The organism is Marinobacter sp. EN3 (assembly GCF_000475315.1).
GTDB classification, from domain to species: Bacteria; Pseudomonadota; Gammaproteobacteria; order Pseudomonadales; family Oleiphilaceae; genus Marinobacter; species Marinobacter nauticus.
On sequence record NZ_AXCC01000001.1, the window covers coordinates 639,991 to 662,930 of the forward strand.

General features: G+C 58.5%; 24 protein-coding genes. 2 read left to right on the forward strand and 22 right to left on the reverse strand.

From position 1 onward, the window contains the following. Window positions 1-143 precede the first annotated feature (143 nt). The 4 genes from Q675_RS22530 to flhA all read right to left on the reverse strand — a co-directional run bounded on the left by Q675_RS22530 (window position 144) and on the right by flhA (window position 5,349). Window positions 144-887: an RNA polymerase sigma factor FliA gene (locus tag Q675_RS22530; protein ID WP_023010591.1), complete on the reverse strand. Its 744-nt coding sequence runs from the start codon at window positions 885-887 to the stop codon at window positions 144-146. A gap of 32 nt (window positions 888-919) precedes the next feature. After that, window positions 920-1,732, reverse strand: a complete 813-nt coding sequence (locus tag Q675_RS22535; protein WP_011785450.1) for a MinD/ParA family protein — start codon at window positions 1,730-1,732, stop codon at window positions 920-922. A gap of 73 nt (window positions 1,733-1,805) precedes the next feature. Then, the gene (gene flhF / locus Q675_RS22540; protein WP_023010592.1) at window positions 1,806-3,119 is read right to left on the reverse strand and encodes a flagellar biosynthesis protein FlhF; all 1,314 of its coding nucleotides are present in this window, start codon (window positions 3,117-3,119) and stop codon (window positions 1,806-1,808) included. 55 nt (window positions 3,120-3,174) lie between these two features. Continuing rightward, a complete protein-coding gene (flhA, locus tag Q675_RS22545) occupies window positions 3,175-5,349 on the reverse strand; it encodes a flagellar biosynthesis protein FlhA (RefSeq protein WP_014421044.1) in 2,175 nt (724 codons plus the stop codon). Between the two features lie 223 nt (window positions 5,350-5,572). Between flhA and upp the strand changes: the two genes are divergently transcribed. Next, window positions 5,573-6,211 carry a uracil phosphoribosyltransferase gene (gene upp, locus Q675_RS22550; RefSeq protein ID WP_011785453.1) on the forward strand — a complete coding sequence of 213 codons (639 nt, stop codon included), beginning with the start codon at window positions 5,573-5,575 and terminating at the stop codon, window positions 6,209-6,211. Between the two features lie 2 nt (window positions 6,212-6,213). Next, a complete protein-coding gene (locus tag Q675_RS22555) occupies window positions 6,214-7,470 on the forward strand; it encodes a uracil-xanthine permease family protein (protein ID WP_022991613.1) in 1,257 nt (418 codons plus the stop codon). Window positions 7,471-7,522: 52 nt separating this feature from the next. On the opposite strand, the gene flhB is transcribed toward Q675_RS22555, so the two are convergent. From flhB to fliE, 18 genes are all read right to left on the reverse strand, one after another. After that, window positions 7,523-8,659, reverse strand: coding sequence for a flagellar biosynthesis protein FlhB (gene flhB, locus Q675_RS22560; protein WP_011785455.1), 1,137 nt, complete (start codon window positions 8,657-8,659; stop codon window positions 7,523-7,525). Window positions 8,660-8,661: 2 nt separating this feature from the next. After that, a complete protein-coding gene (fliR, locus tag Q675_RS22565; RefSeq protein WP_022991614.1) occupies window positions 8,662-9,447 on the reverse strand; it encodes a flagellar biosynthetic protein FliR in 786 nt (261 codons plus the stop codon). A gap of 4 nt (window positions 9,448-9,451) precedes the next feature. Then, window positions 9,452-9,721 carry a flagellar biosynthesis protein FliQ gene (fliQ, locus tag Q675_RS22570; protein ID WP_023010593.1) on the reverse strand — a complete coding sequence of 90 codons (270 nt, stop codon included), beginning with the start codon at window positions 9,719-9,721 and terminating at the stop codon, window positions 9,452-9,454. A gap of 8 nt (window positions 9,722-9,729) precedes the next feature. Further along, window positions 9,730-10,491, reverse strand: a complete 762-nt coding sequence (fliP, locus tag Q675_RS22575; protein ID WP_011785458.1) for a flagellar type III secretion system pore protein FliP — start codon at window positions 10,489-10,491, stop codon at window positions 9,730-9,732. Window positions 10,492-10,495: 4 nt separating this feature from the next. Continuing rightward, on the reverse strand, window positions 10,496-10,945 hold the full coding sequence (gene fliO / locus Q675_RS22580) for a flagellar biosynthetic protein FliO (protein WP_023010594.1): 450 nt from the start codon (window positions 10,943-10,945) through the stop codon (window positions 10,496-10,498). 1 nt (window position 10,946) lies between these two features. Further along, the gene (gene fliN, locus Q675_RS22585; RefSeq protein WP_023010595.1) at window positions 10,947-11,447 is read right to left on the reverse strand and encodes a flagellar motor switch protein FliN; all 501 of its coding nucleotides are present in this window, start codon (window positions 11,445-11,447) and stop codon (window positions 10,947-10,949) included. After that, window positions 11,440-12,438 (reverse strand): flagellar motor switch protein FliM, encoded by a 999-nt coding sequence (gene fliM, locus Q675_RS22590; protein ID WP_014421039.1) that lies wholly within the window; start codon window positions 12,436-12,438, stop codon window positions 11,440-11,442. Before fliM ends, fliN begins: the two co-directional genes overlap by 8 nt. A 42-nt stretch (window positions 12,439-12,480) precedes the next feature. Beyond that, window positions 12,481-12,981, reverse strand: a complete 501-nt coding sequence (gene fliL / locus Q675_RS22595; protein ID WP_023010596.1) for a flagellar basal body-associated protein FliL — start codon at window positions 12,979-12,981, stop codon at window positions 12,481-12,483. Between the two features lie 181 nt (window positions 12,982-13,162). Further along, complete coding sequence (locus tag Q675_RS22600) at window positions 13,163-14,347, reverse strand: flagellar hook-length control protein FliK (RefSeq protein WP_023010597.1); 1,185 nt, start codon at window positions 14,345-14,347, stop codon at window positions 13,163-13,165. A gap of 97 nt (window positions 14,348-14,444) precedes the next feature. Next, window positions 14,445-14,795 carry an Hpt domain-containing protein gene (locus Q675_RS22605; protein ID WP_011785464.1) on the reverse strand — a complete coding sequence of 117 codons (351 nt, stop codon included), beginning with the start codon at window positions 14,793-14,795 and terminating at the stop codon, window positions 14,445-14,447. A gap of 23 nt (window positions 14,796-14,818) precedes the next feature. Further along, entirely contained in the window at window positions 14,819-16,543 is a 1,725-nt protein-coding gene (locus tag Q675_RS22610; protein WP_023010598.1) for a fused response regulator/phosphatase, read from the reverse strand. A gap of 10 nt (window positions 16,544-16,553) precedes the next feature. Next, a complete protein-coding gene (locus tag Q675_RS22615; protein WP_014421036.1) occupies window positions 16,554-16,859 on the reverse strand; it encodes an STAS domain-containing protein in 306 nt (101 codons plus the stop codon). A 137-nt stretch (window positions 16,860-16,996) separates the two neighbouring features. After that, window positions 16,997-17,440, reverse strand: a complete 444-nt coding sequence (gene fliJ / locus Q675_RS22620) for a flagellar export protein FliJ (RefSeq protein WP_011785467.1) — start codon at window positions 17,438-17,440, stop codon at window positions 16,997-16,999. After that, on the reverse strand, window positions 17,440-18,831 hold the full coding sequence (gene fliI / locus Q675_RS22625) for a flagellar protein export ATPase FliI (RefSeq protein WP_011785468.1): 1,392 nt from the start codon (window positions 18,829-18,831) through the stop codon (window positions 17,440-17,442). The genes fliJ and fliI overlap by 1 nt, the downstream gene beginning before the upstream one ends. Further along, a complete protein-coding gene (locus tag Q675_RS22630) occupies window positions 18,812-19,702 on the reverse strand; it encodes a flagellar assembly protein FliH (protein ID WP_023010599.1) in 891 nt (296 codons plus the stop codon). Before Q675_RS22630 ends, fliI begins: the two co-directional genes overlap by 20 nt. Further along, entirely contained in the window at window positions 19,702-20,745 is a 1,044-nt protein-coding gene (fliG, locus tag Q675_RS22635) for a flagellar motor switch protein FliG (RefSeq protein ID WP_011785470.1), read from the reverse strand. Before fliG ends, Q675_RS22630 begins: the two co-directional genes overlap by 1 nt. Next, window positions 20,738-22,444 carry a flagellar basal-body MS-ring/collar protein FliF gene (gene fliF / locus Q675_RS22640; RefSeq protein ID WP_023010600.1) on the reverse strand — a complete coding sequence of 569 codons (1,707 nt, stop codon included), beginning with the start codon at window positions 22,442-22,444 and terminating at the stop codon, window positions 20,738-20,740. The genes fliG and fliF overlap by 8 nt, the downstream gene beginning before the upstream one ends. 15 nt (window positions 22,445-22,459) lie before the next feature. After that, window positions 22,460-22,828 (reverse strand): flagellar hook-basal body complex protein FliE, encoded by a 369-nt coding sequence (gene fliE / locus Q675_RS22645; protein ID WP_011785472.1) that lies wholly within the window; start codon window positions 22,826-22,828, stop codon window positions 22,460-22,462. Between the last annotated feature and the right edge of the window lie 112 nt (window positions 22,829-22,940).

Below are 22,940 nucleotides of genomic sequence, written 5' to 3' on the forward strand. Positions count from 1 at the left end.
AACACCCGGAATTCATTCAGCCTTTTGGAAGTCTAGCAGGCTGCTACCTTAAGCGCTTATTGTGTGGTGTTTGCGCACGTTGTAAAGCATCGTTTACCAAAAGCTACACAGCTTGCTGAGAGAGAAACACAGCACCTGGCCGATCAGTCGTTGTCACCATCCCGCCACTCGGCCAGCCGGCTGCGAAGTCGCAACGCCGCCTGGCTGTGAATCTGGCTTACCCGGCTCTCACTGACCCCTAGCACCGCACCGATTTCCTTGAGGTTGAGCTCTTCCTGGTAATACAGGCTCAATACCAGCTTTTCACGCTCAGGCAACTGCTCAATGGCGTCTGCGAGACTTCGCTGGAAAGCGCCTGAAGCAATACCGTCCAGCGGATTATCACTCGCTTCTGCTTCTTCTATCGGCAGCTCGCCGGATTCATTGAGCTCATCAAGACTAAAAAGTCTACCGCTGTTAGCGTCGGCGAGTGAGGCATGGTACTCGTCCAGACCAATGCCAAGCTCTTCAGCTACTTCGGCATCCTGGGCCTCGCGCCCGGTACGATCTTCCACCTGCTTGATAGCACTGGCGATTCGCCGGGCGTTGCGATGCACTGAGCGGGGCACCCAGTCGCCTTTGCGGATCTCATCCACCATGGCGCCGCGGATGCGAATCCCTGCGTAGGTTTCAAAGGTGGCACCTTTGCCGGAAGAATAGCGCTGCGCGGCCTCCAGCAGGCCAATCATACCGGCCTGCATAAGGTCTTCCAGCTGCACTGATGGCGGCAGCCGGGCCATGAGATGAAGGGCGATTTTCTTGACCAGCGGCGCATGCTCTTCAATCAGGGCTGAAGGGCTCCTGGCGCCGGCCTGATGGTAAATTCCCAGATGTTTCGCCAATGTCATGTATCCGGTTTTCTTGTAGGACTGGATTCAGATCAGACTTCGACGAGCCGCTCCACGAAGAATTCGAGATGCCCCCTGGGAGAGGACGGCAAAGGCCAACTGTCCACTTTTTCGGCCAGAGCCCGGATAGCCAGCGAGGCTTTCGCCCTCGGATAGGCATCCAATACCGCTTTCTGTCTTTGGACGGCTTTCTTGACGGCCTCGTCGTAAGGCACGATACCTACATATTGTAGTGCCACATCCAGAAAACGCTCGGTGACCCGGGTCAGTTTTTCAAACAGATGGCGGCCTTCCTGCTCATTGCGGACCTGGTTTGCCAGGATACGGAAGCGGTTGGTGCCATAATCCCGGTTCATCAGCTTGATCAACGCGTACGCATCGGTAATGGAAGTAGGTTCGTCGCAGACCACCAGCAGAAGTTCCTGCGAGGCCCTGAGGAAGCTGACCACCGATTCAGAAATACCTGCGGCGGTATCCACAATCAGAACGTCAATCTGGTCGCCCAGCTCACTGAAAGCGTTGATCAGGCCGGCATGTTCCATGGCGCTGAGCTGGGTCATACGCTGGGTGCCGGAGGAAGCCGGTACAATCTTGATACCACCAGGGCCATTCACCAGCACGTCTTTCAGATCACAATCGCCGCTGAGTACGTCTTGCAGATTTCGATTAGCGGTAATGCCGAGCAACACATCGATGTTGGCGAGCCCGAGATCCGCGTCCAGCAAGACAACCCGGCGCCCCTTCTGGGCCAGGGCGATACCGAGATTGACCGAAACATTGCTCTTGCCGACACCGCCCTTGCCGCCGGAAACCGCAATCACCTGAACCGGATGTGGTCTGCTCATACTGTTATCAGTCTCTTACTACGTTCTTGTACGGGCACGCGTGCCGGTGTTTTATTCTGGTCGCCAACGAGGCTCAGGCACCTTCGGCGACTGTCTGTGCGCTCTGCACGGCCTTAAGCCGTTCTACGCCCAGGCGCACTAACGGAATGGCCTCCGCCCTCTGGAGATCTTCCGGTATCTTCTGGCCATCGGTGTACCAGGCCACCGGTAAGCTGGTCTCCATAACGAACCCGAGCGCTTCGCCCAAGGTCAGGGCCTCATCAATCTTGGTCATGATGCAGCCTGCAAGGCTTGCCATCTTATAGCAATGCCACACGGATTTCATGATACGTGGCTGACTGGTGGCGGAGACCACCAGATGTGTACGGATATTGTGATCGCTGCGAGCCAACTCCGCCAGTTGTTCCTGGTAACCGCGGTCGGCACTGGTCAGGCCGGCAGTGTCAATCAGCACCAGGTGTCGATCCGATAACTCATCAAGAATGTCATCCAGGGAATGGCTCTCATCCACCACACGCACGGGCACATTCAGGATGCGGCCGAACACGAAGAGCTGCTCATGAGCGGCCACACGATAGCGGTCGGTGGTCACCAGTGCCAACGAATCCGGACCATGCTCAAGCACGTAGCGGGCCGCCAGCTTGCCAATGGTGGTGGTTTTGCCAGACCCGGTTGGCCCGACCAGGGCATAGATACCGCCGGCATCAAGCCAGTCTTCGCGACCGGTACGAACGCCGGTCGCCAGCATTTTCAGTGACTGCTTCCAGCCGTCCTCCAGACGCCCGGCCCGGTGCCGACGGGACAGAGAGCCGGCCAGCTCCGCGCCCAAACCGAACTCCTGCAGGCGCTCGGCCAATCGTTGCTGAACTGCGCTGTTGCCGGTCGGCGTGGCAGTTGCAGCCTTACCACTGACCAGATCACGCAGAGAGCTGATTTCGGCACGCATACTGGCCAGTTCATCGGCATAGCCACCGGCGCCGGATTCGCTACCCGCAAACGGCTTTGCCAGCGCTTCATCACTGGGACGTGACGCCGGAAAATCGGCAGTCTCGAAAGACAAGGACGACGCCACGCCACCTGAGGCGCCACTTCCTGCGCGCTTTTCCCGAACCTCACGAATGCGACTGCGGGACCGGTTCAGCTCCTCTTCCAGCCGACGATGCTGCTCGGCCTGCATCTCTGCCAGCCGGGAGCCGTTGGTGGCTTCAACCGCCCTATCGCCAAGACGCTGACGCGCCATGTTTTCGTCGTAGTCGAGTGCCGTCACGATCTCAACACCACCATCAACCCGGCGGTTAGACAGAATAACGGCATCCGGCCCCATTTCGTGGCTTACCTGCTTCAGGGCCTCAGCCATGGACTGCGCAAAAAACCGTTTTACTTTCATGCTGTTTCATCCTCCCACCGGCAAGCACTCTGGCTCCCCGCGATGCTCCGTCGGTTTATTGACCCACAGAAGCGACTATCGTGATCTGTTTGTTATCCGGGATTTCCTGGTAAGAGAGCACATGCAAACGCTCTACCCCGTAGCTGGCAAACTTCGCCAGTACTGGCCGCAAGGGCCCCGAAACCAGCAGGATGGCGGGCTTGCCGAGCATTTCCTGGCGCTGCACGCTGTCCTGAAGGGATCGTTGCAGCTTTTCCACCATGTTGGGCTCAAGCACCAGACCAATGTCATCCTGACCGCCGGATTGTTGACTCTGCTGAACAGACTTCAGCAATAACTGTTCCAGGTCTGGATCCAACGTGATAACAGGGATTTCGGCGTCGTTGCCACAAATACTCTGAACAATCATCCGGCGCAGCGCCTGGCGGGCTACCGTGGTCAGTACTTTCGGGTCCTGACTCTTTGGATGCACGTTCACGATGGCCTCGGCAATGGAGCGCATATCCCGCACCGGCACTTCTTCTTTCAACAGGTTCTGCAAAACTTTCAACAGGATGCTGATGGAAATCGTGGTCGGCACCAGTTCCTCCGCCAGCTTGGGCGAAATCTTCTCCAACTGGTCCAGCCACTTCTGGGCTTCTTCGTGGCCAATCAGTTCATGAGCGTGTTTCTGCAGGATCTGATTCAGATGTGTCGCCACCACGGTACTCGCATCCACCACGGTGTAACCCAGGGTCTGGGCCTGATCCTTCCTGTCGGACTCAATCCAGATGGCGTCCAGGCCGAAGGCGGGGTCCTTGCCGGCAATGCCTTCAACTTTGCCAAACACCTGCCCCGGATCAATGGCCAGCTCCCGCTCCGGATGGATCTCGGCCTCGGCAATGGTCACGCCCATCAGGGTAATCCGGTAGACGTTCGGCATAAGATCCAGGTTGTCGCGAATGTGCACCGAGGGCATGAGGAAGCCCAGATCCTGCGAAAGCTTCTTACGAACCCCCTTGATCCGACTGAGCAATTGTCCACCCTGGGATTTGTCTACCAACGGAATCAGGCGGTAGCCTACCTCCAGCCCGACAATGTCCACCGTGGCCACGTCATCCCATCCGAGCTCGCGGGTTTCTCCCGGCGCCGGCAGTGCCTGCCCCTCGCCACCCGGACGATCCGGAGAGATTTCCGCACCCTGCCGGGCCGCACCACCAGCCATGCCGCCACGGCCAACAAAACCACCTTCATCCTCAACCGTTTGCTGCTGTTTCTTCCAGATAAACCAGGCTGCGCCAGCGGCCAGCAAACCAAGGCCGAGAAACGCGATGTGGGGCATCCCCGGAATCAGGCCAAGCAGAATCAGGATACCGGCCGCAATGCCCAACGCTTTGGGAGCGCTGAACATCTGCTGAATGATCTGGCCACCCATGTCCTGGCTGGAGGTGACCCGGGTAACCATGATGGCGGCAGACGTGGAGAGCAACAGCGAGGGAATCTGGGCAACCAGACCATCACCGATGGTCAGTAACGCATAGCGCTCCATTGCCAGACCAAAATCCAACCCGTGCTGCATCATGCCGATAGCCACACCACCAACGATGTTGATCGCCAGGATCAGCAAGCCTGCAACGGCATCGCCTTTCACAAACTTCGAGGCGCCGTCCATAGAACCGTAAAAGTCCGCTTCCTGAGCGATTTCCGAACGGCGTGACTTCGCCTCGTCCTGATTGATCAGCCCGGCGTTCAGATCGGCGTCAATCGCCATCTGCTTGCCCGGCATGGCATCCAGAGTGAAGCGGGCACTGACCTCAGACACCCGGCCGGCACCTTTGGTGACAACCAGGAAGTTGATGATCATAAGGATGGCGAAAACCACCAGACCAACAGCGTAGTTTCCCCCAATCAGGACTTCACCAAAGGACTCGATGACTTTACCGGCAGCATCACCGCCCTCATGGCCGTTCAGCAATACAATCCGGGTGGACGCCACGTTCAGGCCCAGCCGCAACAGGGTGGCCACCAGCAATACCGTGGGAAACGAGGCAAATTCCATCGGCCGCATGGCGTACACACAGACCAGCAGAATGACGATGGACAGAGTGATATTGAAGGTGAAGAACACATCCAGCAGGAACGCAGGCATGGGCAGAATCATCATGCCAAGCAGCCCCATCAGCATCAGGGGGATGCCGAGGTTCCCCCGCGTCAGGGATTTGACGTTGTTAAGGACTAGAGCTCTGTCCATGCCGGGTCTGTCTCCACGTATCTGTGCCTGCGGGCATTTTCCGGGTCGAAAATCTGACACCAGGGGTCGCTTTCCGGGTGGTATCGCAAGAACCGTACCAGCCCTTGCAAAATTTGACGTCTGCGCACCTTTCAACGCCTGACGCAGCGGCCCAGATACGGTATCCTTTCGCCATTTGCATTATCCCGATTCAAGCCAGAAACCCGAACACACAGGTGACCCCATGCCGATCCATGAAGTGAAGCACCCTCTGATCCGCCACAAGCTCGGCCTCATGCGCCGCGCCGACATCAGTACCAAAAACTTCCGAGAGCTGGCACAGGAAGTTGGCGCGTTGCTGACTTACGAGGCCACCAAAGACTTCAATCTTCAGGAAAAAACCATTGAGGGCTGGGCCGGCCCGGTCTCCGTGGAGCAGATCCACGGCAAGAAGGTAACCATCGTGCCCATCCTACGTGCCGGTCTGGGCATGCTGGACGGTGTCCTGAGCCTGATTCCGGTGGCCCGGGTGAGCGTGGTTGGCCAGATCCGCAACGAAGACACCCTCGAAGCGGAAACCTACCTGGAAAAACTGGTAGGCGAGCTGGATCAGCGCATGGCCCTGATCATCGATCCGATGCTGGCTACCGGCGGCTCCATGATTTCCACCATCGATTTGCTCAAGAAGGCCGGCAGCACCGAAATCCGGGCCCTGGTTCTGGTGGCTGCGCCGGAGGGCGTGGAAAAGGTTCTGGAAAAACACCCGGACGTGTCCATCTACACCGCGTCGGTGGATGAGCGCCTGAACGAGAAAGGCTACATTCTGCCGGGCCTGGGTGATGCCGGCGACAAGATCTTCGGCACCAAGCAGAAGGACGTCTGAGCATGCAGGACCATAACAACGATCCGGTCTGGAAACAGGCTATTGCCGGTTCCCAGATGCTGCTGGTGGCTTTTGGCGCCCTGGTACTGATGCCACTGATTACCGGCCTGGACCCGAACGTCGCGCTGTTCACTGCCGGCCTGGGCACTCTGATTTTTCACATTGTCACCGGTGGCCAGATCCCGATCTTCCTGGCTTCATCGTTCGCGTTCATCGCGCCCGTGCTGGCCTCTAAAGGCCGCTTTGGCCTGGAAGAAACCCTCGGTGGCCTGATGGCCGCAGGCATTCTGTATATCATTCTGTCCGGGGCGATTCGCCTGCGTGGTACCGGCTTCATTACCCGGCTGCTGCCTCCGGTGGTGATTGCACCGGTCATCATGACCATAGGCCTGGGGTTGGCTCCGGTAGCAGTGTTTATGGCTACAGGCAAAACCGGTGACGGCCAGACTCAGCTGGTGCCCTACAACACTGCCATATGGATTGCCATGATCTCTTTGGCCGTGACCATCATCATGTCGGTCTGGGCCAAGGGCATTTTCCGGCTGATCCCGATCATGTTCGGTGTCCTCGTGGGTTACCTTCTCTCTGCCATCATGGGCATTGTTGACACAACGCCGATCCAGCAGGCTGAGTGGCTGGCAATGCCAAACTTCGTAGCACCGGCGTTCAGCTGGGGCGCTATCCTGTTCATGATTCCGGTCGCCATCGCACCGGCCATCGAACACATCGGCGACGTTCTGGCCATCGGTAACGTTACCCGCAAGAACTATCTGGAAAAACCGGGCTTGCACCGTACCCTGCTGGGTGATGGTCTGGCCACCAGCGCTGCCTCGCTGCTTGGCGGTCCTCCCAACACCACGTATTCCGAGGTAACCGGTGCGGTGATGCTGACCAAGAACTTCAACCCGAGAGTTATGTGGTGGGCGGCGGTGGTTGCCATTGTTCTGGCGTTTGTCGGCAAGTTCGGCGCCGCGTTGCAGACCATTCCGGTACCGGTTATGGGCGGCATCCTCTGCCTGCTGTTCGGTTCAATCGCCGTTGTCGGCCTGAATACCCTGATCCGACATCAGGTGGATCTGTCCCAGTCCCGTAATCTGGTGATCGTAGGCGTGACCCTGGTCTTTGGTATCGGCAACATGGCGCTGGGCCAACTGGAAGGCATCGCCCTGTGCGCAGTGGTTGCCATCATCCTTAACCTGATCCTGCCGGGCGAACGGGAAGCCTGGGGCAAGCGGATTCACGAGCACGAATCCAGCTGACCCCGCGGAAAGCAATACCCTGCCTCTATTCCGGTCCCCGGAATATAGGGCTTCAGATATCACGCCGCATATCGGGCGGAATCGGGAAGTCCGGCATGCCGGGCTTCGGCCCCCGGCCCTTGCGGAACTGACGCAACTGGAAGACGTAGGCCAGCACCTGAGCAATGGCCATGTACAGGCCGTCCGGAATCTCTTCACCAATATCGGTATTGTGATACACCGCCCGTGTCAGCGGCGGTGTTCGCAGCACCTCGACCTTGTTCTCCCTGGCAATTTCCATAATCTTGAAGGCCACCTCGTCTGCCCCCTTGGCTACCACCACTGGCGCGCCCATGGTTTTCTGATCGTACTTCAATGCCACGGCATAGTGTGTCGGGTTGGTAATCACCACATCGGCCTTGGGAACATCCTGCATCATCCGGCGCTGGGCCATCTCCCGCTGGAGCTGGCGAATCTTGCCTTTGACCTCCGGCTTGCCCTCGGTGTCCTTGTATTCGTCCTTGACCTCCTGCTTGGTCATACGGAGCTTTTTCTGGTGATCGTAGATCTGGAAAGGCACATCGATGGCGGCAATGGCAATGGTGGCGCAGGACAGGAAGAAGAAACTCCAGCCCAGGGTCCACAGCACGTGCTCCATGGCAGGTACGGTCGGCTCTTCGGCAATCGCAAGCAAGTCTTCGGTGCGAAGGTTCAGAATCAGGATGGCGACCGCCATCACCAGGCCCACTTTGGCAATGGCCTTGACCAGCTCGATCAGAGAGCGCATGGAGAACATTCGTCCCAGGCCCTTGATCGGATCCATCCGGTTGAATTTCGGTGCGATGGCCTTGGCACTGAACAGCAGACCGCCAATGCCAATGGAGCCGGCAATGGCGGCAATCAGCAACATCACCAGTATCGGTGACAGCGCCCAGGCGGCCTCTTTGGCCGCCAGTATCAGTTGAACACTCATATGCCGGGTATCAAAAATTGCTGAGCGCTCGATTACGAAGGAGTCGCGCATGATGGACTCAATAGATGCGCCAAGCGACGTACCAAAAATCAGAAGCCCGCCAGCGCCGGCCAGCAATACCGCCATGGTGGCCAGTTCCTTGGAACGGGCCGTCTGGCCCTCCTCCTTGGCCTTTTCCAGGCGTCGGGGGGTAGGCTCTTCGGTTTTTTCCTGACTGTTGTCGTTCTCTTCGGCCATGGTCAGGGTTGCCCTTGCAGAGCGCGCATGAAATCAAACGTTTCCCGCGTGTACTGATCGAAGTGTGGCAGGAAATTGGCGTGTAAGACCCAGATAGCAAACAACCCAAAAATCAGGCCAATCGGAAAGCCGAGGGCGAAGATGTTCATCTGAGGCGCCGCACGGGTCATTACACCGAAAGAGATGTTCACAATCAGAACCGCAGTCACGGCCGGCAATGCCAGCAACATGGCAGAGGCAAACATCCATGAAATGCGATGGGCCAGAGCCCACACGCCATCCTGCCCCAGCCCCTCCAGGCCAATAGGCAAGGTGTAGAAACTCTCGATGAACACCTCGAAGGCCACCAGATGGCCATTCATCACCAGAAACAGCAAAGTAATGGTGATGGTGTAGATCTGAGCCAACACTGGCACGTTAACACCATTGGCGGGGTCTACCATGGAGGCAAAGCCCAGGCCCATCTGCATGGCAATCATCTGCCCGGCGATCACAAACAACTGCCAGAGTGCGGTCAGCGCGAAGCCCAGGCCGATACCAATCAGGATCTGCTGCAGCGTGATGACGACCGCGTCGGCACTTAGCGCTTCCACCTGGGGAACGGGAGGGATCATGGGCACAATCAGGATCGTCATCAGTAGCGCCAGCCCCAGCCTCACCCTCGCAGGCACCAGTTGAGTACCGAAAATAGGGATGACCATGAGAAAACTGGCCAGCCGGAATAATGGCCAGATATGCTGCCCCACCCACTGGCCGATCAGATCTGCACTGAACTCCGCCGGCAGCATGGGCTCAGCCGATCAGATAGGGAATGCGGGAGATCAGCCGGTTGGCGTGGTCCAGCAAGGTGGTCAGCATCCAGGGCCCGGCGGCAATGATCACGATCAGTGTGATCAGGAGGCGAGGCAGGAAACTGAGGGTCTGTTCGTTGATCTGGGTAGCAGCCTGGAAGGTACTGACCACAAGACCAATTGCCAGCCCCGGCCCGATGATGACGGCAGACAGCAAAACAATCAGCCAGAGCGCTTCTCGCAGTATGTCGATAACCGTTTCCGGAGTCATGATACCTCCTAGATCCCGTAACTGGCGGCCAGGGTTCCCATGATCAGGGCCCAGCCATCCACCAGCACAAACAGCATGATTTTAAACGGCAGCGAAATGATAATGGGTGACAGCATCATCATACCCATGGCCATCAGAACACTGGCCACCACCATGTCGATGATCAGGAATGGTATAAACAGAATAAACCCGATCTGGAACGCCGTCTTCAGTTCACTGGTGACAAACGCCGGCATCAGAATCCAGAAAGACACGTCCTGCGGTGTTTCATACTGAACATCGGCAATCCTCATGAACAGCGCCAGGTCGTCTTCTCGAGTCTGCTCCAGCATAAACTTGCGAAACGGCTGGCTGGCCAGCTCCACCGCCTCCAGTGAAGTCACCTCTTCCTGCAGGTAAGGTTGCAGGCCCACCCGGTTCGCCTCTTCCAGCACCGGCTTCATGATAAAAATGCTCAGAAACAGCGCCAGCCCCAGCAAAATCTGGTTGGAGGGTGTGGCCTGTAGCCCCAGAGCCTGACGAAGAATCGCAAAGACCACGATGATCCGGGTAAACGAGGTCATCATCATCAGCATGGCCGGCAGGAAAGTCAGCGCGGTCATCAGCGCCAGGATCTGCAGGGTTACCGAGTACTCCTCGGTGCCGTTCTCGCCGGGCTCAACCGTAAATGCCGGAATGCCGGGCAGATCAGCCTGGGCCAGGGCGGGAAGACAAAGGCCGGCAATCAGCGCAAGCCAGGGAAAACCGCGTTTGAGAATGGCCACCACCATGACGTTAGTCTTTCCTCTCTGGCGCTGACCAGGATTTGCCAATCATGGACTGCAGCTTGCGGGCGAAGTCACTGGAGCCGGCATTGCCGGCATCCACCACCGGCTGATCAAATACATGCAGGGTCCTGATCGTGCTGGGAGTAATACCAAGCAGAATCTGCTGCTGACCCACTTCCACCAGCGCAATACGTTCCCTGGCACCGATGGCCAGCACAGACACCACCTTGATAGCGTTGTTGTTCATACCGGTCATGCCGCCCATCCGACGGATCAGCCAGGCACAACCGTAAATGATGGCCACCACCGCCAACAGGCCCGCTCCCAGGCTCAGTATCGTCGCTACAGTATCCGGGGCACGCCCACCAGAGGCAGCGATTTCGCCCGCCTTTGCCGTTTCCTCGGCCAACAGCGGCAGCGGAGCCCACAACAGCAACCAGCCCGTCAGTCTTGCCATATTATTTCTGCAGCCGTTTGATTCGCTCACCCGGACTGATCACGTCCGTCAACCGGATACCAAACTTCTCATTGACCATGACCACCTCACCGTGGGCGATCAGGGTGCCATTGACCAGCACATCCAGTGGCTCGCCCGCCAGCCGGTCCAGTTCGATCACCGAGCCCTGGTTCAGCTGGAGCAGATTGCGTATCGGAATCTGGGTGTTGCCCACTTCCATGGAGATGGTGACGGGGATATCCAGGATCACGTCGATGTCCGGAGACTCGCCACCACCAGCGCCCTGGTCCGCGCCAAACTCCTCCATGGGCGCGGTGCGCACGTCCTGGCGTTCGGCTTCAGGTTGGTCGTCGCCACCTTCAGCCTCAGCCATAGCCGCTGCCCACTCGTCTTCCCGGGAGCCCTCTGTATCGCCAGACTCGTCCATTGCCGCTTCCCACTCGGCCGCCAGCTTTTCGTCTTCGCTGAGTTCCTGCTCGTCTTTCTTGTCGTCGTCAGCCATTGCGTCCCACCTTCAGTTGTTTCTTTACCTTGGGCAACTTGGCCCGGTCGTGAATCCTCAGCGCCAGCTTACCGTCGCGGGTGCCCAGCGTTGCCTTGTAGATTGGAATACCATTGGCGGTCACCGTCAGGTACTCGGGAATCTCTACCGGAATCACATCGCCAGCTTTCATCCGGGCAATGTCACGCAACGATATGCGGCGCCGGCAGACGGTGGTATTGATGGGCACATTGACCTCTTTGATGTCCTCCTGCAAGGCGTTTACCCAGCGTTCGTCGACATCATCAATATCACTCTGCACACCCGCATCCAGCACATCGCGGATTGGCTCGATCATGGAATACGGCAGTGCGAAATGAAGTTCGCCGCCCCCCCCATCGAGTTCAATATGGAAGGTGCTGACCACGACCACTTCGCTCGGGCTGACGATGTTGGCCATGGCCGGGTTGACTTCCGAGCTGAGGTATTCGAATTCCACCTGCAAGACCGCATGCCAGGCTTCTTTCATATCGTGGAAGACCTGATTCAGTACCATTTGCACAATTCGGGTTTCGGTCGGTGTGAATTCCCGACCCTCGATCTTGGCATGGCGGCCCTCACCACCGAAGAAGTTGTCCACCAGTTTGAACACCAGCTTGGCGTCCAGCACGAACAGGGATGTACCGCGTAACGGGCGAACCTTGCACAGGTTAAGGCTGGTGGGTACGTACAGGGTATGGATGTACTCACCGAACTTCATGATCTGGACACCGCCGGTGGAGACATCGGCATTGCGGCGCAGCAGGTTGAACAGACTGATACGGGTATAGCGGGCAAAACGCTCGTTGATCATCTCGAGCGTTGGCATGCGGCCACGGACGATCCGATCCTGGCTGGCGAGGTCGTAGTTCTTTACGCCGGTATCATCGGTCTCTTCATAGGTATCGATGTCACCATCATCCACCCCGTGGAGGAGGGCATCGATCTCGTCCTGTGACAGTAAATCCTGCATACCTGTTCCTGCCCCTAACTGTTGGTTATCCGCCCGGTATGATTACTGAACCACAAAATTCCGGAACAATACCCGGTCGATTGCCGGCTCCCCTTCCTGCTCCAGCACCTGATTCACAGTCTGCAGCATGCTGTCGGCCAGCGTCTGACGACCTTCCGGCGTTTGCAACTGCATGAAGTCGCTGCTGCCCAGTACCATCACCAGTTGGCTGCGGATAAGCGGCATATGAACATCAGCAGCGGCCAGTGCCGCAGGATCTTTGGCTTCGAATGACACATAGACCTGGGCATAGCGCTGGCGACCCTGCGCCTGAACGGTAGTCACCAGGGCTTTCTCAATTTCGGTATAACTGCTGACGACAAACGCGGGCTCTGCCGAAGTCGTGGTTTCGGCGTCATCTGCGCCGGGCAATCCTCCGCCCAGGAACCAGAGTGTCCCGACCACGGAAAGGCCCACCGCCAGGATAATGATGATCACCAGCATGATGATCAGTTTCAGCTTGCCTTTTTTGGCAGGCGCTTCGGTCGCAGTATTTTCGGCCATAACACTCGCTTGTCACTTTTTTGGCGTCCGGGAAGCTCCGAACAACCTTTCTCCGATGTGATGCAAAGGCCGGGCCAGACAGCCCATCCCCTGTATTCAGAACCGCAGTTTAGCGTTGCCGGAGGGGATGGGCAAAGAAGTCGGAAGACAGCAGGCTGAATTGGTCAGATATCATCCGGACTCAGGCAAAAACGTCCACTTCACCCCGCCAGCCCAGATCAAGCTGGCCGGTGCTCAACGACTCTGCATCAGCATCGTGGCTGGCCAGTGATGATCCACCAGAAGACCGACCATCGCCCTCACCGGCCTCACCACTCTCGCCACCGGCCTGCTGACCGCCCTGGTCAGAGACATCAAACTGCCCCAGGGACAACCCCTGTTCACCCAGCATGTCGCGGAGCCGGTGGGAGTGCTGTTCGAGCTGCTCCCTCACCACCGGGTTGGCCGCATGCACAGTGACGCTGGCCTGATCGTTGTGGACTTTCACCTTGACTTCCATTGGCCCCATATCCGGAGGCGTGAGGTGTATTTCGGCAACCGACATATTGCGGGCGGTCAGCCAACTGAGCTTGCCCATGACCTTGTCGCCCCACTCCGCCTGTCCAACCGGCACATCCACCGAGGTGGTGTAGCCCCGGAGCGGAATGTTGCCATCCGCAGCCAGTTTTCCGGGCTGTGCTGCCTGCTGCGCTGCGGTATCCATTACACTCTGGAATCTGGGATTGGAGAGCAGACTGGTCGGATCAACGGGACGGGCGCTCTCAGCGCTTGTCGCACCGGCAAGCAGGTCGGTTAGCTGCATGCCCGGAGCCAGAGCGGTGCTGCTTCCCCCGGCAGATGATTGCCCCTGCAGGCCCTTGATCAGTCCGGAAGTGGCCTGAGTTCCTGTGAGCGCCATATTTGATGCCAGGCTCTCAGGTCCGCCCGTACCGGATTGGTTGGCGGCTGCAGGATACAGCGACTGAAGATTGGCGAATGTCAGGGGCATCAGCGGTTCGGCAACGACCAGGGCATCGTCTGCCTCAGTATCGCCGGTATTGCTTGTGTCACTGGCCGAGGAAGGACGGGCCGGTGAATCGGAGTCCGCTACCTGCGTTTGGTCAGTGGGCGTATCGTTTTTTTCTGGCCGGGTACTGGAGGCTTCGGCTTTCTCATCGGCCCGGTCGGCCGCCTTGCGTTCCTGCGCGGCATCAGCCTGATCCCGACGTTCGGCGCGCTTGGCATCCATCCGCTTCTGCTCGGCCCTGGACAGCTCGTCAAAACGACTGTCACCGGCCTCCGGGTCCTTCCGGCCTTGCGATTTCGCTGCACCGACCTCTGGCTGACTCGTTTTCGCCGGTGCCTGGGGAAGTATGGTCTGTTGCATGGCAACCTCTTGCCGCTTTAGATCTCAGGTAGCCCCTGTTCGGAGCGTTTTCCTGAGAGCTGCAAAAGCGGTGCCAAACCTTCACAAGGGCTGACGTTCAGGCCTCCTGGCCAAAGTTTTGCAAACGTCGAGCCACCTCCGAAAACTCGGCCTCAATCCGTTCAAGCACTGCAGGGGCCTGTTCCAGAGTGGCGTCCTTGCCCAGTTGCTCGGCCTCAAAACACAGGCCTCCGAGCCTGGGAGCACCGATATTGATGCAACTGCCCTTGAAGCTGTGCGCGGTCTTGGCGAAGTGCTCCGGGTCGGCCGTTGCCAGCGCCTCTTTCAGGCCGTCAATGCGTGAACGGGAGTCTGCCAGGTAGGTCTGGATCAGGACATCAAACTCGTCTTCCATCACATCCTGCAGTTCGGCCAGCGCCTCCACGTCAAGATGGGGTTTGTCGTTCATTCGCTATCCTCGTTTGTCGGCACTCAGGCGCCACTGATTATGGCCGCGTCGGGGAACCACCAATCATAGACGATTTCCACGCGATTGCCCCGGCCGTGAACCTTGAGATTTCGCGTCATACGCCGGAGGATCTCCAGCCCCCGGCCCGCGTATCGGCCAGTTGAAGCCGCCTGCTGTTGCATCACTGTGTCAGAATATTCAGTGAAATCAAAACCATCACCACTGTCTTCACAGACAACGGTAAGGGTACCTCCACCCTCCCTGGGCTGATGCTCAAGAGAAAACCGTATGAAATGCCCATCGGTGTTCCCCAGTCTGCGCGTTCGCTCCTGGTAATAGCGGCTGAAACCGCCAGGTGACGTTTTCCACTCTGAGGACAGGGCCAGAACACCGTGCTCAAGAGCATTGTTGTAGAGTTCCGACAACAGGGTGTAGACCTCGCCGCTTCGGCTCCTCAGTCCGGGCACCTCCATACAGATATGCAGTAAAAGCGGCAGGGGGTTGAAGTCTGCCAGTGTCTGTTCCCTCAGCTCATAGACGCAGCGCCAGTCCGCCGGGCCCGTCAACGCCGATTCAGGAATCTTGTCGGGCATTGCTTCTGGCGCCTCGGCCCGGACCATTTGCAGGCAGCAGAGCGTCAGGTCATCAGCCAGCTCTGGCTTCCCGGTGTGCTGCTGCATTCTCTCCAGCAGGGCCTCGAACGGCTCCTGCCCTGCTTCCAGACCCGCCAGAACGCTCAGGACACCTTCCTCGCCCAGGCTTTCACCGCCACTATTGGGCGCCTCGGGGAGCCCGTCGGTCATCATCACCAGCCAGTCGCCCGGTGCCGCATCCAGCACGGTCATGGAGGCCGAAAACTGGTCCGGCTCCTGAACGCCCAGCGGCAGATGCCGGGACGGAATGGCGACGCGGTCGCCTGCGGCACGCAACAGCCAGCCATCCGGCAAGCCACCATTCCAGACACGCAGGCTGTTGTGTTTGAAGTCAGCCTCAACCATCAAACCACAACAGAACATGCCTGCCGGCAGTATTCGCCGAAGCTTGCGGTTAATTTCCCGGAGGACATCCGGGGCGCCGAAGCCTTTGGCCGCCATCCCGTAGAAGATTTCAGCAACCGGCATGGCGCCAATGGCGGCAGGTAATCCGTGCCCGGTGAAATCACCCAGAAACACCAGAGTGCCGCCCCCGGGGCGCTGAGCAGCAAACAATACATCACCGTTGAAAACCGAGAGGGGGGATGCATGGTGGCGGATGTTGGGGGCATCCAGACAACCGGTATGGGCAATATTATCAAACACCCGCCGCGCCGTGCGCTGCTCGTCCAGCATCTGCTGATTCTGGCGCCGAATATGGTCACGCTGGTCCGACAATGCCTGGTGCAACCCCCTCATACGATTAAACGCGTTGATCTTCGCTTCAAGAATCACGCGATTGTAGGGTTTGACGAGAAAGTCGTCGCCGCCGGCTTCAAGACACCGGGCCAGATCACCCGCCCCCGACAGGGAGGTGAGAAAGATGAGCGGCACCAGGCGCTCGCCTGCCAGAGCCTTGATTTGACGAGCGGCCTCCATTCCGTCCATCCGCGGCATCAGGGCGTCCAGCAACACCAGATCCGGCTGGGTCTCCCGGAACAGATCCACCGCCTCGGTACCGTCTTCGGCTTCAATCACGGTATGGCCCAGGCGCTTTACCAGCCGCGCCAGAATCAACCTGTCGCTGGCACTGTCCTCGGCAAGAAGTACCTTCAAGGGAATCGCCTCAGCGAATGCTGAACAACTGCTCGAAGTTGGAAATGGAGAGAATTCGCCGGACATCGCTGTTGCAGTTCTCGATTGAGATGCGGGCGCCATCTCCGCCAGCATGATCCCTTAACAGAAGCAACATGCCCAGAGCAGAGCTGTCGAGGTAAGTGGTGTCTGAAAGATCAATGACGTAGTGGCTGACGGTGGGTTCGCTGTGCTCGTAGGCATCCCGAAAGGATTGATGGGTACTGAAATCGAACCGACCCTCCACGCAGATCGTGAGGGTCTTGCCGTCATCGCTCCGGCGTGTCTCTATAGGCATTCCTGAACCTCCCGGCACATTCCACCAATGACTTTCCTTCGCTGCCAGCCATTGATGGCAAGCTTATCTGGTAAAGGATAGTCAAATAAACGGAAATTGCATCCGGGTTATCTGATGCAGATCACCGGGGACTTCAATTATCGCTGTCGCCGGGCAAAGGCCCGACCGGCAGCTTCGTCCGCCAGTTTCTGGTCTCTGAGATCCTGTTCCCGTTGTTCCTGTTGCCGGCAGGACTCAATGTATTTTTCCATACCACGGCGACGTTCCCAGGCCTGTTGCCACTCCCGGCGCCTGGCTTCAAACACCTGTTCAGCCTGTTGCAGCTGCCGCTGTTGCTGGGCAATCACCTGGTCCAGCTGGGCGATAAAAGCCTGCCAGGCCTGCAGTCGCGCCACAGGAACAACACCCTGCTGGCTCGCGCGGATCTGGTCACGATACTCCTGCTGATAGCGCTCCAGGTTCTCCACCTGTTCGCGGTGCGCCTCCACCTGCTTTCGGGCCTCACCAAGGCGTTCCAACGCTTCCTGTTCTTTCCGCTCTTCAAGGGAGAGGACAACTTCAAGCCGTTTCGATCGCAGCATCAGACATTATCCCGATTGCCGGCGGGGTTCGGCACCGCCGTCTTTCTTCGTTCCGGTGAACGTCGTTCCGGCACTACCGCCATCAGTTGCTCAATCGCCTCCGTGAGGGGAGCACTTTCATTCAGCCCCTGCTGCAGAAACTGGCTCATATTGCCTATGTGCTGAATGGCAAAGTCAGTCTCCGGGTCGGAACCTTTCACATAGGCACCCACACTGATCAGATCACGGGCCTGCTGGTAACGGGAGTAAACCTGCTTGAATCTCTGGGCCCGGGAGAAATGCTCAGAATCAGTCACCTGGGGCATTACCCGGCTGATAGAGGCTTCCACATCAATCGCCGGATAATGGCCCTCTTCCGCCAGCCGCCGGGATAAGACGATGTGACCATCAAGGATGGCCCTGGCTGCGTCGGCAATGGGATCCTGCTGATCGTCGCCTTCCGTCAGAACGGTATAAAACGCGGTAATGGAACCACCGCCGGGTCGGCCATTGCCTGTGCGCTCAACCAGTTGCGGCAGCTTGGCAAAAACCGAGGGCGGATACCCCTTGGTCGCCGGTGGTTCGCCAACGGCCAGGGCGATCTCCCGCTGTGCCTGGGCATAGCGGGTGAGAGAATCCATTAAAAGAAGAACGCGCTTACCCTGATCGCGGTAGTATTCGGCAATTCGGGTGGTGAGCATGGCAGCGCGCAGGCGCATCAACGGCGAGTCATCTGCCGGAGCGGCTACAACCACGGAACGAGCCAGGCCTTCATCGCCGAGAATGTCCTCGATGAATTCCTTGACCTCCCGGCCCCGTTCACCAATCAACCCAACCACGGTAATGTCTGCATCCGTGAACCGGGTCATCATTCCCAGCAGCATACTCTTACCGACACCACTGCCGGCAAACAGGCCGAGACGCTGCCCCTGCCCTACGGTCAGCAACGCGTTGATTGCGCGGATTCCCACATCCATGGACTGGCGCACCGGAGCCCGGTTCAATGGGTTGATGATGTCGCCGGTCAGCTGCACTCTGGCCTCTGCCTGCAACGGTCCCTTGCCGTCCAGCGGGTCGCCAGCACCATTCACCACTCGCCCCAGCATTTGCGGGCCCACCGGTACCCTGCTGGCCGAGGCCAGAGGAATCACCCGGGCTCCGGGCTTGAGACCTTCGATGGCAGTCAGCGGCATCAGGTAAACCTTATCTTCCTCAAACCCCACCACTTCCGCTTCCACACTGGTGGCGCTATCACCCTGAATCAGACAACGGTCCCCCACCACCATCGGGCAACCCACGCACTCCAGCGTGAGACCCACCATGCGGGTGAGCCGGCCAGACAATTCTGGCGCAGGCTCGTCGCTGATGGCCCCCTGAAGCTGCCGTAACCGTTCAGCCAGGCGTGATGTCATCGTCCTGGCTCTGGTCGTTGAATTCGTCAGACTCGGATTCTGGTGGTGATGTCATGCCCGAATCACTCAGCACATCCCGGTGAAAATCGGTCAGCTCCCCCATACTGGGTGCCAGCTCCTCCTGATCCGGACCGGCAGGCTCCGCCAGCTGTTCTTCCAGCATACCCTGAACCACCCGCTGGAAGCGCTTCTCCACGGTGTAATCCACCAGACTATGGCGCGATTCCACTATACAGCCACCAGGCATGAGAGTGTCGTCCTCAATGAGGACCGCCGGTGATTCCAGGCGCTCTGTGACTTCCCGTACCGGCTCGATATCGTCGGGGTGAATATGAATGCGTAGATTGTCGGCGGTAGAGGGCAGTGACGACAGAGCCCGACGCACCACCTGGCGAATCTGGGAGGAATCAATGCTGAGCTCACGGAAGACCACCGCCCGGGCCAATACGGTAGTGAGGTTGACCAGCACCGCTTCCAGCTCGTCTTCATGGCGTTCGATGGGCAACAACAGCTCACCCATCAGATGCTCCAGCCGTTCCATCCGGGAGGCAACTTCCTGACGCGTCTGCTCCGCTGCCTGCTGCTCACCCTCGCTCCGACCCTCCGCCTCGCCTGCGGCGTAGCCATCTTTGTGCCCGTCTGCGCGACCCTGCTCAAAGCCTTCCGCGTAACCAGCCTGCCGGCCCTCCTGAAAACCGTCCTCGCGGGCAGCCTGGCGAATCTCTTCCAGGTCGGCCGCGGTCAGCGGCTTGACTTCCTCTTCCTCGACAACCTGGTTTCCGCGCTCATCAAGCAGAGGCAATTCCCACCGTTCCCAGGCGGTCATCTGTTCTTTCGGTATGCGCTTGCTGTCCTGATCGGAATCTTTCATCACATCATTTCTTCGCCACTACCACCCAGCGAGATCTCGCCGGCTTCAGCCATACGGCGAGCAACGGTGATAATGTCTTTCTGGGCCGCTTCGACTTCGCTGACCTTGACCGGCCCCTTGGCTTCCAGATCATCCTGCAGCAACTCCGCAGCACGCTTGGACATGTTCTTGAAGATCTTCTCCTTGACGGCTTCGTCGGCACCTTTGAGCGCCACCACCAGCACCTCGGAGGACACCTCTCGAAGCAGCGCCTGAATACCCCGATCATCGATATCCTTGAGGTTATCAAACACGAACATGAGGTCTTCAATGGTGGACGCCAGATCAGGATCCATGTCTTTGATGGAATCCATCAACGAGCCCTCAATCCCGCGATCCATGAAGTTCATGATATCGGCCGCTCGCTTCACACCACCAATCCGACTGGTCTGGGAGGCCGCGCCACCGGAGAACTGCTTCTCAAGGATGTCGTTCAGTTCCTGCAGGGCCTGTGGCTGAATGCTTTCCAGCGACGCCACCCGCATCATCACATCCAGTCGCACTTTTTCATCAAGTGTGCCAAGAATTTCAGCGGCCTGGTCCGGGTCTAGGTAGGAGATAACAATGGCCTGAATCTGGGGATGCTCGTAACGGATAATATCGCCCACAGCCCGGGGCTCCATCCACTTAAGAGTATCCAGGCCGGTGGTATTGCCGCCAATCAGGATTCGGTCAATCAGGCTCGCGGCCTTGTCATCACCAAGCGCCTGGGTGAGCATCGCCCGGATATAATCGTCATTACCAACCCCCAAACCGGTCTGGCCGCCGACAGCGTCCACAAACTGGTTAAGCACGTAGGTGACGTCGTCCTTGCTGACGTCTTTCATCTGCGCCATGGCGACGCCAACCCGCTGAACCTCTTTCGGCCCCATGTGCTTGAGCACCTCCGCAGCGTCCGCTTCACCCAGAGACATCAGCAGGATCGCTGCCTGCTCCACTCGCGGAATCTTGCGCTGCGGCTTTTTCGGGGCATCCCCCTGCAACTGGCCGTTTTCTTCAGTCATCGACGTTCACCCACTGGCGCATAACCTGTGCAACCCTGGCGGGATCTTCCGCAATCAGGCCTTTGAGTGCATTCAACTGTCTATCATAGCTGTCTGTGGCGCCCGGCAAAAGCAGGTCATCCTGAGACGACATGGCATCGCGTAGTGCCTGCCCGCCTTCGATATCAGCAAGGCCACCATACTCCCCCTCTTCTCCGCCTTCACCACGCTCGCGGCGGCCGCCACCGGACAGCGTCTTCAGGGTGGGGCGCAGCAAGCCAAGAACCAGAATCAGAATGACCAGTCCTGCCAATACCTGCTTCATCAAATCCCAGAACCAGGGCTGCTCCCAGAAGCCCGGAGCTTCAAACTCCACCGCTTCCTCTGGGGCAAACGCCGTATTCATGACGGTAACGCTGTCTCCGCGGGACGCGGAATAGCCAACCGCATCACGCACCAGCATGCTCAGCCGTTGCAGTTCGGCCTCTGGCCAGGGTTGATAGCTCACCTCGCCGGTTTCCGGGTCGACCACTTTCATGTCATCCACGGCAAGGGCCACGGTCACCCGCTTGACCGCACCCAGCTCCTGACGGGTGTAGCTGACGGTACGATCCAGTTCATAGTTCCGGGTGGATTCACTCCGGACATTCACCGGCGGAGCTGCAGGAGCGCCATCTTCCCCTGGGGCGGCAGTGGCCTGCTCCGGAACCGTCGCAGCCCCTGGCGGCTGATTGGCCAGCGCACCGGGAATGCCACCCTGGGCTCCCGCCACACGCTGCTCAGACAACTCGCGCTCACTGCGCACCGCCTGTTGCTCCGGATTGTATAACTCCTCGGCACGCTCGACCGCAGAGAAGTCGAGGTCGGCGGTGACTTCCGCGCGGTAACGCCCTTCCCCGACAATCGGGCCAATCAATGAGGCGACACGGCGGGTCAGCCGCTCTTCAACCCTGGACGTGTATTCATACTGGTCTTTCATCCGGTCTGTTTCGGCCTGAACCTCATCGCCCGTCAACAGATTGCCGTTCTGGTCAACCACGGTCACCTGATCCCGGTTCATCATCGGAATGCTGCCGGCCACCAGGTTGACGATGGCCCGAATCTGTTCTGGCTCAGGACGACGGCCCGCAAACACTTCAAGAAACACCGAGGCGGTCGGTTCACGGGCATCCCGGATAAACACCGAACGCTCGGGAATGGCCAGGTGCACCCGGGCATTTCGAACACCACGCATGGCGGCGATGGTCCGGGCCAGTTCGCCCTCCAGTCCGCGCCGGTAGCTGATGGTTTCCATAAACTGGGACGTTCCCAGACCACGTTCCTGGTCCAGCAACTCATAGCCCATGGTTTTCTGGTCAGTCACGCCTTCTGCGGCAAGTTTCAGGCGCGCGTTATAGACCTGCTCAGACGGCACCAGCAGCGCTCCGGTGCGGGGGTCCATCTTGTAATCGATACCATTGCTGTCGAGGATGGTGGTCACGTCCTGCGGGTTGTAGGCAGACAGATCCCCCACCACCGGCTGGTAATTGGGCTCCTGAGCCCAGAGCACCACAGCCACACCCAGTGCCACACTGGCGGCCAGCCCCACCATAAGCCCGACCTGGCGGAGCAGATTCAATCGGTTGAACCCGAGCAAAAGATTGCTACGGCTCTCAGGAGTATCACTCTCCTGGGTAGCCGGCAGGTCAGAGGCGGCGGTTTCCGCGGGTACGCTTGCCATGCTGTTGCTCCGTTATCAGATCGGCATATTCATGATGTCTTCATAGGCGCGCACGACCCGGTTACGCACCTGGGTCAGAGCCTCGAAAGACACGGAAGATTTCTGGGCAGCAATCATTACCCGGGTAATGTCCACGTTTGGATCGCCCATTTCGTAGGCCGTCCTGAGTTCACTGGCCTGACTCTGGACCTCGTGTACATTGTTGACGGCCTTGCCCAGCATATCGCTGAAGCTGGGAACTTCCTGGGTTTCCTGAACCTGTCGTGGGCCATCGATGCGGCCACGTACGGACTGATCCTGTTCAATCCTCTGGTTCTGCATCATCTGGGTACGCAGATTCCGGATCTCAGACAGAACATTGTTTATGTCGGCACGTTGAACCATCACACTCTCCCGGCGACCCTGTCGGGTCTGTACTTGTTGCTGACTCAAATGAACTGAAAGCAAGCAACAGGCCAGAAACAATTAAACCATTTATTTCAACGGGTTAATAAAT

Coding starts and splice junctions, on each gene's coding strand:
- Q675_RS22530 (WP_023010591.1), bottom strand. CDS start 887: ATGACATTGGCGAAACATCTGGGAATTTACCATCAGGCCGGCGCCAGG.
- Q675_RS22535 (WP_011785450.1), bottom strand. CDS start 1,732: ATGAGCAGACCACATCCGGTTCAGGTGATTGCGGTTTCCGGCGGCAAG.
- flhF (WP_023010592.1), bottom strand. CDS start 3,119: ATGAAAGTAAAACGGTTTTTTGCGCAGTCCATGGCTGAGGCCCTGAAG.
- flhA (WP_014421044.1), bottom strand. CDS start 5,349: ATGGACAGAGCTCTAGTCCTTAACAACGTCAAATCCCTGACGCGGGGG.
- upp (WP_011785453.1), top strand. CDS start 5,573: ATGCCGATCCATGAAGTGAAGCACCCTCTGATCCGCCACAAGCTCGGC.
- Q675_RS22555 (WP_022991613.1), top strand. CDS start 6,214: ATGCAGGACCATAACAACGATCCGGTCTGGAAACAGGCTATTGCCGGT.
- flhB (WP_011785455.1), bottom strand. CDS start 8,659: ATGGCCGAAGAGAACGACAACAGTCAGGAAAAAACCGAAGAGCCTACC.
- fliR (WP_022991614.1), bottom strand. CDS start 9,447: ATGCTGCCGGCGGAGTTCAGTGCAGATCTGATCGGCCAGTGGGTGGGG.
- fliQ (WP_023010593.1), bottom strand. CDS start 9,721: ATGACTCCGGAAACGGTTATCGACATACTGCGAGAAGCGCTCTGGCTG.
- fliP (WP_011785458.1), bottom strand. CDS start 10,491: ATGGTGGTGGCCATTCTCAAACGCGGTTTTCCCTGGCTTGCGCTGATT.
- fliO (WP_023010594.1), bottom strand. CDS start 10,945: ATGGCAAGACTGACGGGCTGGTTGCTGTTGTGGGCTCCGCTGCCGCTG.
- fliN (WP_023010595.1), bottom strand. CDS start 11,447: ATGGCTGACGACGACAAGAAAGACGAGCAGGAACTCAGCGAAGACGAA.
- fliM (WP_014421039.1), bottom strand. CDS start 12,438: ATGCAGGATTTACTGTCACAGGACGAGATCGATGCCCTCCTCCACGGG.
- fliL (WP_023010596.1), bottom strand. CDS start 12,981: ATGGCCGAAAATACTGCGACCGAAGCGCCTGCCAAAAAAGGCAAGCTG.
- Q675_RS22600 (WP_023010597.1), bottom strand. CDS start 14,347: ATGCAACAGACCATACTTCCCCAGGCACCGGCGAAAACGAGTCAGCCA.
- Q675_RS22605 (WP_011785464.1), bottom strand. CDS start 14,795: ATGAACGACAAACCCCATCTTGACGTGGAGGCGCTGGCCGAACTGCAG.
- Q675_RS22615 (WP_014421036.1), bottom strand. CDS start 16,859: ATGCCTATAGAGACACGCCGGAGCGATGACGGCAAGACCCTCACGATC.
- fliJ (WP_011785467.1), bottom strand. CDS start 17,440: ATGCTGCGATCGAAACGGCTTGAAGTTGTCCTCTCCCTTGAAGAGCGG.
- fliI (WP_011785468.1), bottom strand. CDS start 18,831: ATGACATCACGCCTGGCTGAACGGTTACGGCAGCTTCAGGGGGCCATC.
- Q675_RS22630 (WP_023010599.1), bottom strand. CDS start 19,702: ATGAAAGATTCCGATCAGGACAGCAAGCGCATACCGAAAGAACAGATG.
- fliG (WP_011785470.1), bottom strand. CDS start 20,745: ATGACTGAAGAAAACGGCCAGTTGCAGGGGGATGCCCCGAAAAAGCCG.
- fliF (WP_023010600.1), bottom strand. CDS start 22,444: ATGGCAAGCGTACCCGCGGAAACCGCCGCCTCTGACCTGCCGGCTACC.
- fliE (WP_011785472.1), bottom strand. CDS start 22,828: ATGGTTCAACGTGCCGACATAAACAATGTTCTGTCTGAGATCCGGAAT.